A 16120-nucleotide genomic window follows, 5' to 3' on the forward strand; every position below is an offset into this window, starting at 1 on the left:
TTTCGGCCCTGATGGGACCGGTTCCGATCGAGCCGGCCCAGATGCGAGACGGGAGCCGCCGCCTGAATGCCGAACGCCGCCTTTGCCCTGACCGTCGCCGGCCTGACCGACGTAGGCCGCGCCCGGTCCCGCAACGAGGACGATTTCCAGGTAGGCATTGCCGGGGAATTTGCGGTCGTCTGCGATGGCATGGGCGGTCACGCCGGCGGCGACATCGCCAGCCGCAAGGCGGTCGAGGTGATATCCGGCATCCTGCGGGACCAAGCCCCGTCCGATCCGATCGCCTTGGCGAAGCGTGACGATGCCGACCGCACCCAGACCGACCCGGCGGCGACCGAACCGGCGGTACGCCATGCGCTGTCGGTTGCACGGTCCGCGGTGCTGCAGGCCAACCGGGCGATCCACGAGCTGAATCAAGCCCGCGGATTCTCGTCGGGGCGCGGCATGGGCACCACCGTTGCCGGGGTCTGGCGGATTCCCGGAACCGCCTGCATGGCGGTGTTCCATGCCGGCGACAGCCGGGTCTACCGCCTGCGCGACGGGGAGCTGCGCACCCTGACCCGCGACCACAGCCTCTATCAGATATGGCTGGACAATGGCGCGCGCGGAACCGCACCGCAACGGAACATCATCGTCCGCGCTCTCGGCACGGCGGAGGATGTGGAGCCGGAGGTCAGCGTGCAGTCGCTGATGCCGGACGATGTCGTCATGCTCTGTTCGGACGGGCTGAACGGCATGCTGCCGGACGGCGTCATCGCCCGCATCCTGCGCCAGGAATCCGATCCCGCCCTGGCCGCCGCCGCGCTGGTGGATGCCGCCAACGCGGCTGGAGGAATGGACAATGTGACGGTGGTGGTCGGACGCTTCGCCGCGACCGCCTGACCGTCCCGGCAGGATCGATCTATCGAGCCTTCCCGGTCACCCTGCCGGTCAAGGCCCGGTGGCGATGAAACGCGCATCCGCTAGCGCCGCCGGGGCATCCTCCGGCAGCGCGGCCAGCGCGTCGGCCAATGCGGCCAGATAGTCGGCTGCCGGCTCCTGCTCCGGCCGCGGGGCGGCGAAGAGAGGCTCCGCCGTAGCGATGGTCAGCAGCAGTTCGGTTCCATAGGGCGGGCCGATGGTCCAGGAACGCCCGTTCGCCGGCTTCCCGTCCTCCCCCTCTCGCCCAGCCGGCGCGATGCGCCTGCGGCAAGGGCGATGGCACTGTCCGACGGGTTGGGGAGCAGATGCACGACGACGCCGTCGATGGTGAAGTAATCGACCTGCAACCGGACCGGACGGGCCGGCGCCCGGATCTCCAGCATCAACGGATCGTCGGCATTCAGCGCCGGCCCCTCCAGCAGGCTCACCGTCAACGGCTCGGCCAAGGCCCGGTTGGTATCCAGCGCCGTGGCGACGCTGCCCAGAGGGGCACAGAACTGCGCATCCGCAGTGGCGAGGTCGAAGCCATGGTCCCAGCCGGCGGCAAGCCTCTCGACCGTTTCGCGCACCGCCGTCTCCGCCCGCTCCCCGGCGACCGTTCCCGAAACCAGCAGCTTCCCCCCGGTCGTTTCCACGCCGACCAGCACACAGGGAATGGAGCGCAGCGCCTCCGCCACCGCCGCGACCGGCGGCTGCCGGGGGGCTGCCGGAGGAGGGGCCGGGGGCAATGAAGGGGGGAGCGCAGAGGGCGGTGCCGAGGGCGGTGCAGGCGGCTGGGATGCCGGTTCGGGTTCGGGTGCTGCGTCTCCGGCCATAGCCATAGGTGGCGGCACGGACGGGGCAGGCCGGTTCAGGACCGCTGCCGCAGCCAAACCGCCCAGTACGGCAACGCCGCCGAGCAACCGGGGCCAGCGGCGGGCACGCGCCGGTGCCGCGCCGGCCGACGAAACGGACGCTCCCGTCAACGCGGTGACGGACCGGAGCAGCGCACCTGCATCCGGAAACGCTCCAGCCCCATCGTCGCGCAATGTCGCCAGCAGGGCCGACACCCCCGGCCGCTGGTCGTGCCCGGCCAAAAGCCGTTCGGTCAGCCCCACGGCGGCCGCCAGATCGCTGCGCCGGTCCACCGCCGCCGCGGCCAAGGCCGCACGGCCGAACCCGGCGACCACCGACGCCGGTCCGGCGTGCAGCACGGTGTCGACACCGAGCGCGCCATGGATCACGCCGGCCCGATGGGCTGCGGCAAGCGCATCCAGCACGCGGTCCAGAGTGGCGACGGTGTCCTCCCACTCCAGCGGTCCGTCGGCCAGCCTCGTGGCGAGCGTCGGCCCATCGGCCGGTGCGGTGGCGACGAAGGCGGTGCCGGCAAGCTCGCCGGAGGCCAGGATTGCCGGAATGGCCGGGTGGGACAGCCGCGCCGCGGCGCCCGCCATCCGCCGGAACCGCTCCAGCCCGGCGGCATCGGCGCACAGGCGGGCCAGCGGCACGGTCCACAGCGCCACCGCCTGCCCCTTGGCGTCCAGGGCGCGGTGCAGCTGCAGGTCGCCGTCCTGACGGATCAGGTCGAGCAGCCGATAACGGCCCAGCCGCTTTTCGCCTTTCGCCATGGCCATTTCAACCGCCGTCCCGTCCCGCCGCATTTCCGCCTCTCGGCCAGACCCGCCATGACCGCGCCGCTGGTATAGCCGCAGCGCCTCAATGCGGCCAAGTCCCAGGGCACCCACCCGCAAGTTTCTGCCCCGATGGCCGGTCCTGTCGAACGTCCTAGTCCTGTGACGACGAACGGTCGGTAACCTTTCGTTAGCCATGAGGCAGGAAGCTGATACCGCGAGCCGCACCTCTGCGACCCGCATGTGCACCACCCGGCGCGGAGCCTGCTGCCTTGCCCCACACTCCCTCCCTTTCCCAATCGTCCGGCCCGAACCTGTCCTGGCTGAACGGGGCGGCGCTCTACCAGATCTATCCGCTCAGCTTCCGCGACCACGGCGGCGACGGCTGGGGCGACCTCGACGGCGTGATCGAGGGGTTGGACCATGTGGCCTCGCTGGGTGTCGACGGGGTGTGGATCAGCCCCTTCTACCCGTCGCCACGCACCGACTTCGGCTATGACGTCGCCGACCACCGGGCGGTGGATCCGCGCATGGGCAATCTCGCCGTCTTCGACCGGTTGATCGAGCGCGCCCACGGGCTGGGCCTGAAGGTGCTGGTCGATCTGGTCTGCGGCCACACCTCCAACGCCCATCCCTGGTTCGTCGAAAGCCGCCGGTCGCGCGACAACGACAAGTCCGACTGGTATGTCTGGGCCGACGCCAAGCCCGACGGCACCGCGCCGAACAACTGGCTGTCGGTGTTCGGCGGCGCCGCCTGGAGTTGGGAGCCGCGGCGGCGGCAATATTACCTGCACCATTTCCTGTCCAGCCAGCCGGCGCTGAACCTGCACCACCCCGCGGCGATGGATGCACTGTGCGAGACGGCCGAATTCTGGATGGAGCGCGGGGTCGACGGCTTCCGCATCGACGCCGTCGACTTCTTCGCCCATGACCCGCAGCTGCGCTCCAACCCCGCCGCCGTCTGGCGCGGGTCCGAACCGCCGCTGAAGCCCTTCGCCTTGCAGCAGCACATCTACGACATGATGCACCCGGCCATCGGCAGCATCCTGTCCCGCCTGCGCGAGACCGTTGAGCGCTATCCCGGCCGCGTCCTTCTGGGCGAGCTGTCCAGCCAGCCCGGCGCCGGCCAGCGCATCGCCGCCTACTGCACGCCGCAGGGACTGCACGCCGCCTACACCCTGTCGCTGGCCAAGCAGCCTTTCAGCGCCAAGGGGTTCGCCCAGGCCCTGAGCGCCGCCGGACGGCCGGACTCGATCTGCTGGAGCCTGTCCAACCACGATGTGGAGCGGGCCGCCAGCCGCTGGCTGCCGGCCGGTGCCGATCCACAGGCCTTCAACGCCCTGCTGGCGATGCTGGCCGCCTCGCTGCCCGGCACCGTCTGCCTCTATCAGGGGGAGGAACTGGCCCTGCCCAACGCGGTGCTGGAGCAGCACCAGCTGCGCGACCCGTTCGGCATCACCTACTGGCCCGATTTCCAGGGACGCGACGGCAGCCGCACGCCGATGCCCTGGCGGGCCGGCGAGCCCCATGCCGGCTTCACCGTCGCCGACCCCTGGCTGCCGGTGCCCGACATCCATCGCGGCCTCGCCGTCGACCGGCAGGAACGGACGGCGGGCAGCCCGCTGGCGGTGTGGCGGGCCGCTCTCTCGCTGCGCCGCGACCTGGAGGCGCTGCGCAGTGGCGGCGTTTCCGCGGTCGAGGAGCATGGCGACCTGCTGTCCTTCGAACGCTGCATGGGCGAGCGCAGCACTGGCGACGACCGCCTGCTCGCCGTCTTCAACATGGCCGACCGGCCGGCCGAATTCGCCTTGCGCGGCCGTGGCGAGCCGGAAGCCCTGCTGGTTCCCCGCGCGCCCGGCGCCCCGGTGCCCGAGCTGACCGCCGACGGACGGACGCTGGTGATGCCGCCGCTGTCGGTCTTCCTGGGACGCTTGCGCAACCCGGCCTGAGCCTCCCCCGCATAAGCTCTTCGAGGGTGCCGGCTACACCCTCGAAAGGCAGGCATGCACATTTATGCGATGCAGGGCGCCGCATCGGATGCTTTGTTACGCTCTCGCCTAAGTCGCTGAAATTCCCTGATTCATCGCGGGTCGTGGAAATTGTCGGCAATAGCAATAATCTTGCGGAGTAGCGGGAGTGGAAAGAAGAGCGTTTCTCACCAAGGCCGGTGTCGGTGCCGTTTCGACCGTTGCCGCCTCGACCCTCGCGGCCCCGGCCATCGCGCAGAGCCAGCCGACCATCCAGTGGCGTCTGGCGTCGAGCTTCCCGAAGAGCACCGACATCCTCGTCGGCACGTCCGAGCTGATCGCCAAGCGCGTGTCGGAGGCGACCGACGGCAAGTTCCAGATCCGCGTGCATGCCGCCGGTGAGATCGTCCCCGGTCTTCAGGTGCTGGACGCCGTGCAGAACGGCACCGTCCAGTGCGGCCACACCTGCGGCTACTATTATGTCGGCAAGGATCCGACCTTCGCCTTCGACACCGCGATCCCCTTCGGCCCGAACGCCCGCCAGCAGAATGCCTGGTTCCAGTATGGCGGCGGCCAGGAGGTGATGCGCACCTTCTTCGCCAAGCACGGCATCGTGCAGTTCCCGGCCGGCAACACCGGCGCCCAGATGGGCGGCTGGTACCGCAAGGAAATCAAGTCGCTGGCCGACTTCAACGGCCTGAAGATCCGCATCGCCGGCATCACCGGCCAGATCATGGCCAAGCTGGGCGCCGCCCCGACCCAGATCGCCGGCAGCGACATCTACCCTGCGCTGGAAAAGGGCACCATCGACGCGGTCGAGTTCGTCGGCCCCTATGACGACGAGAAGCTGGGCTTCGTCCAGGTTGCCAAATACTACTATTATCCGGGCTGGTGGGAAGGCGGGCCGCAGGTCTCGCTCTACATCAACCAGAAGGAATGGGAAGCCCTGCCCAAGTCCTATCAGGCGATCATGACCGCGGCCTGCGCCGAGGCGAACGGCGCGATGACCGCCCGCTACGACGCCGAGAATGCCAAGGCGCTGAAGCGTCTGGTCGCCAAGGGCGCCTTGCTGCGCCCCTATCCGCGCGACCTGATGGAGGCCGCCCACAAGATCGCCTTCGAGCTGTACGACGACATCGCGAAGACCAACCCGGACTTCAAGGCCGTCTACGACAGCTGGAAGCCCTTCCTGGAGGAGGTGCAGCTGTGGTTCCGCGTGGCCGAGCTGCCCTACGACAACTTCACCCAGTCGGCCGGCCGCTCCAAGTGATTGGCTGCGGACTCTGACGGAAAGCAAGGGGGGTGGCCGGTCCGGCCGCCCCTTTCTTTTTCAGGCTAGTCTTTTTCAGGCCAGATAATTCAGCAGCGACAGCTTCTGGGTCTGGCCGGCAACGGTGTAGGTCGCCTGCTGGACATTCATCGCACTGCTCAGCCGGGCCGCGACCTCGGTCTGGTCGATGCCCTCGATGTTGGCGAGACGGTCGGTCAGGGTGGCGACCGAGTCCGTGTGGGCGTCCTTGTTGGTCTCCAGCGTGGCGGCGTCGGACGCGACCTTGGCGTGGACCGAGCGGATCTGGTCCGATGCCTGGGTCAGCATCTCGCGCGCCTGGGTGCTGTATTCGGTCCATTTGCCGGGGTTGGCCGCCGCCGTCCGCACCAGCTGCATCGCCTTCACCAGCGTCTGGAACGCCTGATCGTCGGCGCTGACCCCATAGGTCAGGTTCAAATTGTCGTCGATCGTCACCTGCGACTTGCGGTACGCGTCGGCATTCTTGCCCTTTGTCAGATATTCTGAATCGTAGAAGGGCAGGTCCGGCGGCTCGGCATTGGGCACGGCGGTCTGGCTGTCCTGCTCCGGCGGCAGCGTTCCGACCGAGATGGTGTTCTGCAGCGACCCGTTCGTCACCTTGGCGCTGGTCGAGAACAGCGACGAGCGGCCGGGGTGGTTGGGATCGGCATTGGCTGTGCTGGTCAGCGCGATGCCCGGACCGTTGCCGAGCGCGTCGATGGTGACCGGCGGGGCAGGGTTCAGATTGCCGAACTGCTGGCGCAGCTTGTCGGCCACCTGCCCGACATTGGTGACGCCGGCGGCATAGTCGGTGTCGCTGACCGTGTAGCTGACCTTGTAGGACTGATAGGGCGGCAGGTCGTGCGGCTCGGTCGGATTCTTCAGATAATAGTTCTGGTTATAGGGATCGTCGGGATCGCCGACCGCGACCGTGAACTCGAAGGTATCGCCGATGTCCACCGCCGCGCCGTTCAGGGTGAAGCGGTCGATCTGCGGCAGGGTGGCCGTCGGCGCCTGGGTGGTCGACGGCGCAGTCGCGGTGTTCTCCACCGTGGCGGAGTTGACGACGCGGGCGGACAGGTCGAACTTCTGCCCAGGCTGCTGGCCGACCAGGGAGATGATGCCGTTGGAGGTCGACACCGTCATCGGCAGCGGCGGGGTGGCCGCGTTGATCTGGGTGGTCAGCGTCTGGGCGACGAAGGTCAGTGTCTTCGGGTCGGACGCCTGGATCTGATAGCCGAAGGTCTTGCCGGAGACGGTCACCTCGAAATAATCGTCGGTGTTCACCACCGCGCCGTTCAGGGTGATCTTGCTGGTCTGCGTCGTCGCCGTCAGGTCGGTGACCGGCTCCGTCCCGAAGCGCGAGCCGGCGAACAGGTAGCGGTCGCCGAAGCGCTGGTTCAGCAGGGCCTGGATGTCGCGCATGGCGCCTTCGGCGCGGTCCTTGACCTGGTCGGCCTGCGGGAAGCTGACCGAGAAGCTGCTGCTCGACGCCGCCTTCAGGCTGTCGAAGGTCAGGTTCAGGATCGCGCCCTCGCCGGGGCCGCCGGAGATGTTGAAGTTGTAGCCCTTGCCGTCGTTGGGCGGGGTGGTCCCCAGGTTGATGGCGCGGGTGGTCTTGCCGCCCAGACCGTCGGTCACGGTGACGTCGAAGGTGCCGTTGGTGCCCTGCTGCGACGGGACCGCGGTGACCGTGTATTTGGCGCCGACCGTCAGCGTCGACTTGGACGCGTCGATCGACAGCTTCATCCCGTCGGGATTGGTGTTGGTCGGGGTGGTGACGCTGGCCGGGCCGGGCTGGAAGGGGAAGGTCGTGCTGGAGGTCCAGCTCGACACGATGGATTCCATCGAGGTCAGCACCTTGTCCGTCGCGGCGACGCGCGGTGCGGCGGTGTTGATGCTCTGGATGTAGTTGGTCTTCTTCGCCATCTCCGCCCTGAGGTCCAGAAGCTTCTGCACCTCCGGACCATAGGCGTTCAGATCGACCGACTTCTTCCCCGTGGTCAGCTGTTCGGACAGCTTGTTGATGTCGTTCTGGCCCCCGGACAGGTTCCGGACAAGGCTCAGATATTTCGAGTAGCTGCTGACTCCCGTTATCGAGCTCATCGGACCACCGCCTCCAGCGCATCAAACATTGCATTGGCCACTTGCATGACCCGTGCCGAAGCCTGGTAGGAGGTCTGGAGCTGCTGGAGCTGGGCGATTTCCTCGTCGATGTTCACGCCGGTCTGCGACTGGTAGCGCTCGCTGAGGAGCTGCATGGACTCCTTGTTGGAGGTGGCCGCGGTGCTGGCGGTCTTGGCCGCGGCCATCCAGGTGCCGGTGATGGCGCTGCCCATGGCGCTGTAGGTGGTGTCCTTCATCTGCAGGCCGTCTGCATTGAAGCTGCGGCCGGCGGCATTGACCGCCTTGACGATGTCGTCGATGGCGGACTGCTTGATTTTGCTGGTGTTGTCCAGGAGCTTGGCGTTGATGGTGATGGTGAAACGGTCGGTTCCAGTGAAGAACTGGTTGGCCTGTTCGCCGGCGGCGGCCGGGCTGGCATTGTCGTAGGCGTCGGCGAAGCTGGTGGGCTCGCCCGGCTTGGTCGGACCGGTGAAGGCCTTGGCGAACTCGTCCAGCTGCGAGCGCAGCTTGCGGATGATCTCCGTCGTCGGGTCGCCGCTGGCCGGGGTTGGCGGCTCGGTGGTCGAGCCGTCCTTGCGCATCTGGATCAGCGAGCCCAGCTTGCCGGTGGTCAGGTGGTTGTTGATCGAGGTGACTTGATTGCCGACCTGTAGGTTGATGTTGCCGCCGTCATAGGAAAGATTTGCCGGCTGCGCATCGACCAGCGCCAGACCCGACGGGGTGAAGATCGCCAGCCGGCCGTCCGGCCGCTCCACCGTGCGGATGCCCATATAGGTGCTCAGTTCGCGGACCAGCCCGTCGCGCTTGTCGGCGACGGTGTTGGCGGCGGCCCCCTGGCCCTGTAGCGACACCATGTCGTTGTTGATCGAATTGATCTGCTTCAGCAGGTCGTTGACCGTATCGACCGACTTGGTGATGTCGGTCTTCATGTCGCGGTCGATCTGCTCCACCCCCTCCGACACGCGGCGGATTTCGCGCGAAAAGTTTTCGGCCGCCTGGACCAGCTGGTACTGGGCGGTCTCGTCCTCCGGCGAGGTGGACAGCGTCTTGATCGCGGCCTGGAACTTGTCCGAATAGTCGTTCAGCAGCGGCGTCCCGTTGGTGGTCCGCATCAGGTCGCCCAATTGCTGCATATAGGTGGTCGTCACCTGCGATCCGCCATCGCGCGAGGTCAGGTCCATGACCTGGGCCATCAGCGCCTTGTCGACCTCCCGGCGATAGGTCGTGCTGACGACCTGGCCGCTGGCGTCCACCGACTGCTGGGCGGTATGGCGCGTGCGGTTCGGGTCGTTGGCCTGCGCGATGTTGTCCGAAACCAGCTTGACGCTGGACTGGACCGTGCGCAGCCCGGCCGTGGCACTGTTCAAGGCTGCGAAGAGGGACATGGCGGGAGACCTTTCACGGATCGGGATGGTCGGGGCGGTGCCGGGACGGCTGCCGCCCCCCATTCAAACGATCAGGGAACCGGCGATCGGAAAGCTGGCGATCGGTAGGGAAGCGATCAGGACATCAAAAGGTCAGGGCCGCGCTTAGCGCTTCAGCCCCAGCACTTCCTGAAGCATTTCGTCCGAGGTGGTGACGATCTTCGCGTTGGCGGAATAGCTCCGCTGGGTGACGATCATCTTGGTGAACTCGTCGGCGATGTCGACGTTGGAGCTTTCGACGCTGTTCGCCACCACGGCACCGGCGCCGTTCGTCTCCGGATCGTTGAAGTTCGGCTTGCCGGCCTCTTCGCTCTCGATGAAGACGCCGCCGGATTCGCGCTGCAGGGCGTTGGGGTTGTTGAAGGTGATGATCGGCACCTTCGCCACCATCTTCGACCGTCCGTTGTCGTAGTTGACCATGACGGTGCCGTTGTCGCCGAACACCACGTCCTTGAACTGCCCGCGTGGCGCGCCGTTCTGGACCAGCTGGGTGACGTTGATCTCCTCGCCGGCATATTGGGTCAGGCCGCCCGGCTTCTGGTACTTGCCGAGGTTCAGCGTGATCTGCTGCGGGCCGAAGCCGTAATCGACGGTGAAGGTGACGTTGGCGTCGGACCCGGCGGACTGGTTGGCGGCGCTGACGGCCGAGCCGGTGCCGACCAGGGCCGTGGAGATGTTGGTCAGCGTGCCGACCGTCTCCGGCGTCTTGCCGAAGGTCAGGCCGATATGGGCCGGCGTCTGGCCGGCGACGGCGCTCTGGTCCAGGGTGAACTGGGCGGCGGGGGCGTCGACGACCGTGCCGGTCGCACCGGCCGCCGTCAGCGTGTTGCCGCTGGCTGTAGCACCTGGGACGACCGAGGCGAAATACTGCATGACCTTGGCCGGCGTGTCGTACAGGCCGTAATTGGCGTTGGTGATCGTCAGCGGATAGGTCGTGGCGCCGACCGTGATGTTGTAGGTGTCGCCGATGTCGACCGTGGATCCGCTCAGCGTCACCGTGCCGGTGCCGGTCATCGTGTTGGTGTTGGTCGGGCTGGCCGCGGTCTTGGAGGTGACGGTGATGACACCGCCCTGCGCGGTAGCCGTCACCGGCAGCGAGGTGTTGGAGTTGATCTTGTTCGCCAGCGCCGCGGTGATGTCCTCCATCGTCATCTCTTCGCCGGTGGTGCTGTAGGTCACCGCCGTGCCGTTGATGCTGAGTGTGTACTGGGTGCCGATGTCGCCCGGCGTGCCGGTCAGGGTGACGGTGCGGCTCTGGCGGACGCCGGCCACGCTGGAGACCGACGGCAGCGAGCTCATCGTGTTCACCGCGGTGGAGGAGTTGGTCACGGTGGCGCTGGAGGTGACGTTGGTGTTCACCGCATTGGCCTGGATCGACAGGATGTTGCCGGCCGACGAGGCGGTAACGCTTGATCCCAGCGCCTGGTTGATCTTGCCGGCCAACTGGGAGACGACGTCGCTCACCGACGAATAGCTCTGATAGGTCGCGGCGGTCACCGTGTAGCTGATCGGCGTGCCGTTCACGTTGATGGTGAAGGAGTCGCCGACCTCGACCTGGGTCTGCGGGAACTGGAACTTGTCGATCTCACCCGCACTGGCGGTCGCCGCCGTCGAGGTCTGGTTGACGATGGTGTTGGTGGTGTTGGTGCCGGACACCACGTCCGTGTTCAGCTTGAAGGGCGTGCCGGGTTCGCGGGCGGTGACGCGGATCGTCTGGCCCGACGAGGTGGCGAGCACGGACGCCGCCGGCGAGGCGGAGTTGATCTGGTTGGCCAGCGCACCGGCCAGACCGGAGTAGGTCCGGATCGAGCCGATGTTGTCGGCGGTGATCTTCAGGCTGTAGTTGGTGCCGTCGACCTTCACCGAATAGGTGTCGCCGATGCGCAGGTTGTCCTGGCCGTTGGTGTTGTTGCCGGCGATGGTGATGACGTTGACCTGCGCCACCGCCGTCTGGCCGGCGATGTTCTGGCCGAAGGTCACGGTGGCGGGGTTGCCGGTGAAGGTGCCGTCGACCGGCTTGGTGTTGGAGCCCGGCGCGTCCAGGACCATGCGCCAGCTGCTGTCCGCCTGCTGCCGCCACTTGAAGTTGACGGTGCGCGGATTGCCCTGGCTGTCGAAGATCTGGATGCTGCTGTCGGGGACTTTCTCGCCTTCCTTAGGCGTTGCCGGAAGGTTGGCCGCCAGATCGATGGTGTTGGTCGCCACCGGCTTGTCGATCAGCGAGTTGACCTGGATCGGCGCCACTTGGTCCTTGTGCAGGACGCCCGTCACAGGATCGACCAGCCAGCCGTTCAGGGCGTAGCCGGCGCTGTTGACCAGATAGCGGCTCTTGTCCAGCTCGAAGTCGCCGGCGCGGGTGTAGAAGGCGGCCGACGAATTGACCGTGCCCGTCTGCGTCTGCACCAGCGTGCTGGAGCCCTGGGTCGCCACCTTGGTGACGCTGAAGAAGCCCTGGCCCTGGATGGCGATGTTGGTCGGGCTCTGCACCTGGGTCAGGCTGCCCTGGATGTTGTTCATGAAGACCGGTTGCGCCGTGACCCCGCCCGGCTCGTGCAGACGCTGGCTGGACTGAAGGACCATCGTCTCGAAGGCCGAATTGACACGCTTGTAGCCGATGGTCGAGCTGTTCGCGATGTTGTCCGAAATATGTCCGAGCGCCTTCGACTGGGCATTCAGGCCGAGAACGGCGGTTGTCATCGAACCGAAGATGCTCATGGCCGGGGGTCTCCGAAAGAAAGGGCAAAGGTCTTCTGCGCCCTATCTAGCAAGCGGAGTGCCAACTCCCGCTCCGGATTCAAGCCATTGAAAACACTGTATTCTTTGAACAAGCTGTATGGCGGGGCCGGAAATTGCCGCCCGGTAGGAAAGTTTCGCCTAGTGCCGCCGGGCCGGAGGGGCAGAAAGCTCCCGCCGAAGTTGCCGCCTCTACCGGGCGGTCCGGACGGCGCGGGCTGCCTGCGCCTTCAGCACGGCGGCGGCGGTGCCGAGCGTCGTGGCCCAGTCGCCGGGCCGCGGCTGTCGGAACAGGCGCAGCGACGGGTACCAAGGGCTGTCGGCCCGGTCGAGCAGCCAGCGCCAGTCCGGCACATGGGGAAGCATCAGACAGCACGGCACGCCCATCGCCCCGGCAAGATGGGCGATGGCGGTGTCCACCGTCACCAGCAGGTCGAGGTTGGCGAGAATGGCGGCGGTGTCGGCGAAGTCGCGCACCCGCTCCATCGCGTTCGGCACCCTCACGCCGGGCAGGCGGTCCAGCCCGGCGGCGGCCTCGCCGGTCTGCAGGCTGACGAAGCGCACGCCCGGCACCATCAGCAGCGGCAGCAGGGCCGCCGCCGGGATCGAGCGGTTGCGGTCGTTGCGGTGCTGGGGATTGCCGGCCCACACCAGCCCGACCCGGAGAGCCGCATCGCCCGTCGCCGCCCCATCCAGCCCGTCCAGCCGGTCGCGCCAGCGGGCAACGTCGCCGAGGTCCGGGGCAAGATAGGGCACGGCGGCCGGAATGTCCGACAGGCCGGTGCCGAAGGCCCGCGGCAGGCTCATCAGCGGGCAATGGATGTCATGCGGCGGCGGATCCTCGCCGCGCGACAGCACCTGGATCGACGATCCAAGGCAGCGGTTGAACAGGCGGTAGAGCAGCATATGGGTTTCCAGGATCACCCGCCCGCCGCCCGCCGCGGCGATCTGCGCCACCAGCGGGGCATAACGGACGAACTGGATGGCGTCGCCGAAGCCCTGGTCCATGTGCAGCAGGATGGTGGCGCCACCCGGTGGCTGTCCGGCCCAGGGCGGGGTGGCGAAGCGCTGCCAGCGATGCTCGAACCCCTGCCATCCCGCGCGCAGGTCGCCGCGCACCAGCCGTCCGACCGCGCGGGCGAGATGGGCGTCGGCACTTGAGGGCTGGCGCGCCAGCACGGCGTCGAAGCAGGCCTCCGCCTCGTCGAAACGGCGCTGGTCGCGCAGGACGGTCCCGAGATTGAGCAAGGTCGCCGCATGGCCGGGCCGAAGTCGGGCCGCACGCTCCAGCCAGCGCCGCGCGTCGGGGTAGCGCGCCAGCGCATGCAGGGAGGCGCCTTGAGCCTCGAGAGCGTCGCCGTCGGCCGGATCGAGCGCCAGGGCGCGTCGCAGAACCGGTTCCGCCCGCTCCGGCATCTCCGCCGCCCGCAGGGCCGCCCCCAGATGGCCCCAGGGTGCCGGGGCGGGCGGACGGACGCGCACCGCACGGGCGATCCATCGCACGGCGGCCGCCGGCTCGCCCGTCTGCGCCCGCAGGACGCCGGACAGGTGCAGCGTGTCGGGTTGGGCCGGGTCCGCCGCCAGAATCCTCCGGTAGGCGTCGGCCGCCGCATCGGCATGGCCGGCCATGTGGTGGTTGACGGCGGCGTTGAGAGCGTCCAGGAGTGTAGCCATGCCCTCTTCTCTACACCGGCCGGCCGGGCAGAGCGAGGGTCGAAGACCAGCGAAAATCCCAGGTCAGCGAGAGCTGACGATCAGGAGCCCGTCACGGCAATGGACGACCGCCTTCCGACGCATCTTTGGGTCTCGGCCCATATCCGCACGGCCGATTCCCAGGGCGTGGCGATGACTGTGGTCCGCAAGGGCGATCCCAGCCGCGGCACCGTGATCCTGAAGATCAACCGGCTCGACCGGACCTTCTCCGTGCTGGTCCAGACACGCGAGGCCGATGGCGAGCGGCTGTTCTGGGCGCGCGGCACCGGCGCCGACCCGGTGCCGGAGGCCGATGCCGACGCCTACATCGCCCGCCAGCTCCGCTACGACCCCGACGTCTGGGTGATCGAGGTGGAAGACCGCCAGGGCCGGCATTGGTTCGACGGGCCGGTGCGCTGACCGCCGCCATCAGGGCGGTGGGCCGATGACGGACAGCCGCAGCTCTCCGACCTCCTCGGCCGTCGGCGGACGGGGAGGGGAGCCGGAGGCGGTGATGCGCAGGCGGAGCGTCAGGCGACCGTCGCGTATGGCCCCGGCCGGCACTGGAATGGTGACCGTTCCGGCGCCCTGACCGCGCTGGGGGCCGAAAGGGGCGGCGGTTCCGATGAGCTGGCCGTCCATCGTCGTGACCTCCACCGTCTGCCCACGGGTGAGCACGCCCAGCGTGACCGCCAGGATGGCGGCCTCGCCCTGCCGCGGCGGATGCGGCAGGGCGAGCGTCGTTTCCCCATTCCCGTCCGGTCTCCCGGACTGACCGGCCGGTGCCGCGCCCGCGGGCTGGCCCGTCAGGAGGACCAGCAGCGCGAGCAGGGCGGCCGACAACCTGCCGGCCTGCCAAGCCGCCTTACAGGGTGTGGAGCGAGACCCCCTTGACCGCCGGCGCGGCGGTGGCGGAGCCGTTGGACGGGACAATGCGGACCTCCAGCGTTGCGGTTGCCGGCGCAGGCGCCTGCGCGGCCGGGCTCTGGGCCAGTGCCGCGGTGCGCGCGGGCTCGGGCAGCGGCAGGGTGAAGGTGGCATCGTCCGCCATGCCGTGCATGGCCGGACCGAAGAAGCCGATGGTGCCGCCGTAATAGGGGCTGTCCGCCGCCACCGTCGTCACGCCGGCCGGTGCGTTGATCAGCAGGTCGAAGTTCCGCGGGGCGTTGCTGCCGGCCGGGCGGGTCACCTTGACTGCCATCACCACCGGGCTGGACGGCGCCGCCGACAGCTGGACCGATCCCACGCCCTTGGCCACCGTGCCCTTGACCGGAGCAGACGGCTTGGCCGCCGCCACCTGTGCCGATTCCGCGTCGCCGAAGCCATGCCGGTACTCGTACTGGAACCGTTCGGTGCTGAGATAGTCACCGGCGCGGCCGTCGAGGACATAGCTGCCGTCGGCGCGGACGAAGAACAGGAAGGGTTCGCGGGACAGCTGCGACAGCTCCTCCTTGTCGGTCGGCAGGATCGGCAGGCCCAGCCGCTGCTGCTTGCGCGTCCACACGTCCCACAGGCGGTCCATGTTCGAATGGTGCAGGAAGAAGACGGGATCCACCGGCGACAGGAAGTTGGTCATGTTGCCGTAGGGACCCGGATCCCACGGGCCGACGCCGCCGATGTAGTTGTGGACGAGGTTGTGCGGCTGGCCTTCCAGCACCGAGAACTGGGTGTCCTTGCCCGGCATGACGTTGTGCGACGCCGTCTTGGAACTGGTGAAGCTGTGCGTCACGTCGGCGTTGTAGTAGTCCACCGGCAGCAGGCCGGTCAGCACCGTGTGGGGCGAACAGGCCTTTGCCGTCTTGTCGTCCAGCTTCGGGTTCTCGCGGGTCAGGTAGCGCGCACGGTCGGTCGCGGCGAAGGCCTGGTTGCCGGGATCGCACTTGCCGTGGCTGCAGCCGGTGACGTCGTCCCACAGCTTGTCGAAGCTGCTGTAGCCGCGAAGGTCCAGCTGCTTGCGCTGGGCCTCGTTCAGCGTGTCCCAATAGGCCTTCATCGCCGGCTTGATGTAGGCGGTGAAGGTGGTCAGATCCTTGGTGTAGGGAAGGAAGGCTTCGCTGACCGGGGTCAGGGCGCCGTCGAACATCTCGCTGGGGATCTGCGGCAGGAGCGTCCAGTCCCAATAGGGAAAGGCGAAATTCGGATTGTCGCTGTACTTGCGCACCGTCTCCTCGAAATAACCGATATAGCCGCGGTGCCAGACATAGAACCACCAGTTGCCGTGCGGGCAGTCCATGAAATGGACGAAGGCGTTGCGGAACCAGTTGTGCGGATGGTCCGGGGGCAGGGCCACCATCTTCTGCACCGCCGTGGCGTAGCTGCGCAGCATCGCCCTGCCTTCGTCGCTGGTCGCGCTGTAGC

Annotated in this window: 11 protein-coding genes; 4 read left to right on the top strand and 7 right to left on the bottom strand. The window is 67.8% G+C overall.

The genetic code is table 11. The annotated features are described in order from the left end of the window. Positions 1–66 precede the first annotated feature (66 nt). Complete coding sequence (locus tag ACWPN8_RS24625) at positions 67–882, top strand: PP2C family protein-serine/threonine phosphatase (RefSeq protein WP_109450175.1); 816 nt, start codon at positions 67–69, stop codon at positions 880–882. A gap of 203 nt (positions 883–1085) precedes the next feature. Here the strand turns inward: ACWPN8_RS24625 and ACWPN8_RS24630 are convergent, their stop codons facing one another. Further along, positions 1086–2528, bottom strand: coding sequence for a protein kinase family protein (locus tag ACWPN8_RS24630; protein ID WP_492242613.1), 1443 nt, complete (start codon positions 2526–2528; stop codon positions 1086–1088). A gap of 275 nt (positions 2529–2803) precedes the next feature. Between ACWPN8_RS24630 and ACWPN8_RS24635 the strand changes: the two genes are divergently transcribed. Together ACWPN8_RS24635 and ACWPN8_RS24640 are read left to right on the top strand one after the other, a co-directional pair. Continuing rightward, a complete protein-coding gene (locus tag ACWPN8_RS24635) occupies positions 2804–4480 on the top strand; it encodes an alpha-amylase family glycosyl hydrolase (RefSeq protein ID WP_492242614.1) in 1677 nt (558 codons plus the stop codon). Between the two features lie 187 nt (positions 4481–4667). Continuing rightward, on the top strand, positions 4668–5768 hold the full coding sequence (locus ACWPN8_RS24640) for a TRAP transporter substrate-binding protein (protein WP_109450171.1): 1101 nt from the start codon (positions 4668–4670) through the stop codon (positions 5766–5768). Positions 5769–5843: 75 nt separating this feature from the next. Here the strand turns inward: ACWPN8_RS24640 and ACWPN8_RS24645 are convergent, their stop codons facing one another. The 4 genes from ACWPN8_RS24645 to ACWPN8_RS24660 all read right to left on the bottom strand — a co-directional run bounded on the left by ACWPN8_RS24645 (position 5844) and on the right by ACWPN8_RS24660 (position 13744). Next, entirely contained in the window at positions 5844–7892 is a 2049-nt protein-coding gene (locus ACWPN8_RS24645) for a flagellin (protein ID WP_492242615.1), read from the bottom strand. Beyond that, positions 7889–9298: a flagellar hook-associated protein FlgK gene (gene flgK / locus ACWPN8_RS24650; RefSeq protein ID WP_492242616.1), complete on the bottom strand. Its 1410-nt coding sequence runs from the start codon at positions 9296–9298 to the stop codon at positions 7889–7891. The genes ACWPN8_RS24645 and flgK overlap by 4 nt, the downstream gene beginning before the upstream one ends. A gap of 144 nt (positions 9299–9442) precedes the next feature. Continuing rightward, positions 9443–12052 carry a flagellar hook-basal body complex protein gene (locus ACWPN8_RS24655; protein ID WP_492242617.1) on the bottom strand — a complete coding sequence of 870 codons (2610 nt, stop codon included), beginning with the start codon at positions 12050–12052 and terminating at the stop codon, positions 9443–9445. A 210-nt stretch (positions 12053–12262) separates the two neighbouring features. Continuing rightward, positions 12263–13744, bottom strand: a complete 1482-nt coding sequence (locus tag ACWPN8_RS24660) for a tetratricopeptide repeat protein (RefSeq protein WP_492242618.1) — start codon at positions 13742–13744, stop codon at positions 12263–12265. Positions 13745–13843: 99 nt separating this feature from the next. On the opposite strand from ACWPN8_RS24660, the gene ACWPN8_RS24665 reads away from it, so the two are divergent. Further along, a complete protein-coding gene (locus ACWPN8_RS24665) occupies positions 13844–14182 on the top strand; it encodes a DUF1491 family protein (protein ID WP_109050458.1) in 339 nt (112 codons plus the stop codon). Between the two features lie 9 nt (positions 14183–14191). Here ACWPN8_RS24665 and ACWPN8_RS24670 read toward each other — a convergent pair whose 3' ends face one another. After that, complete coding sequence (locus ACWPN8_RS24670; RefSeq protein ID WP_492242619.1) at positions 14192–14605, bottom strand: hypothetical protein; 414 nt, start codon at positions 14603–14605, stop codon at positions 14192–14194. A 22-nt stretch (positions 14606–14627) separates the two neighbouring features. After that, positions 14628–16088: a tyrosinase family protein gene (locus ACWPN8_RS24675; protein ID WP_492242620.1), complete on the bottom strand. Its 1461-nt coding sequence runs from the start codon at positions 16086–16088 to the stop codon at positions 14628–14630. Between the last annotated feature and the right edge of the window lie 32 nt (positions 16089–16120).

This window comes from Azospirillum sp. UENF 112521 (assembly GCF_058780665.1).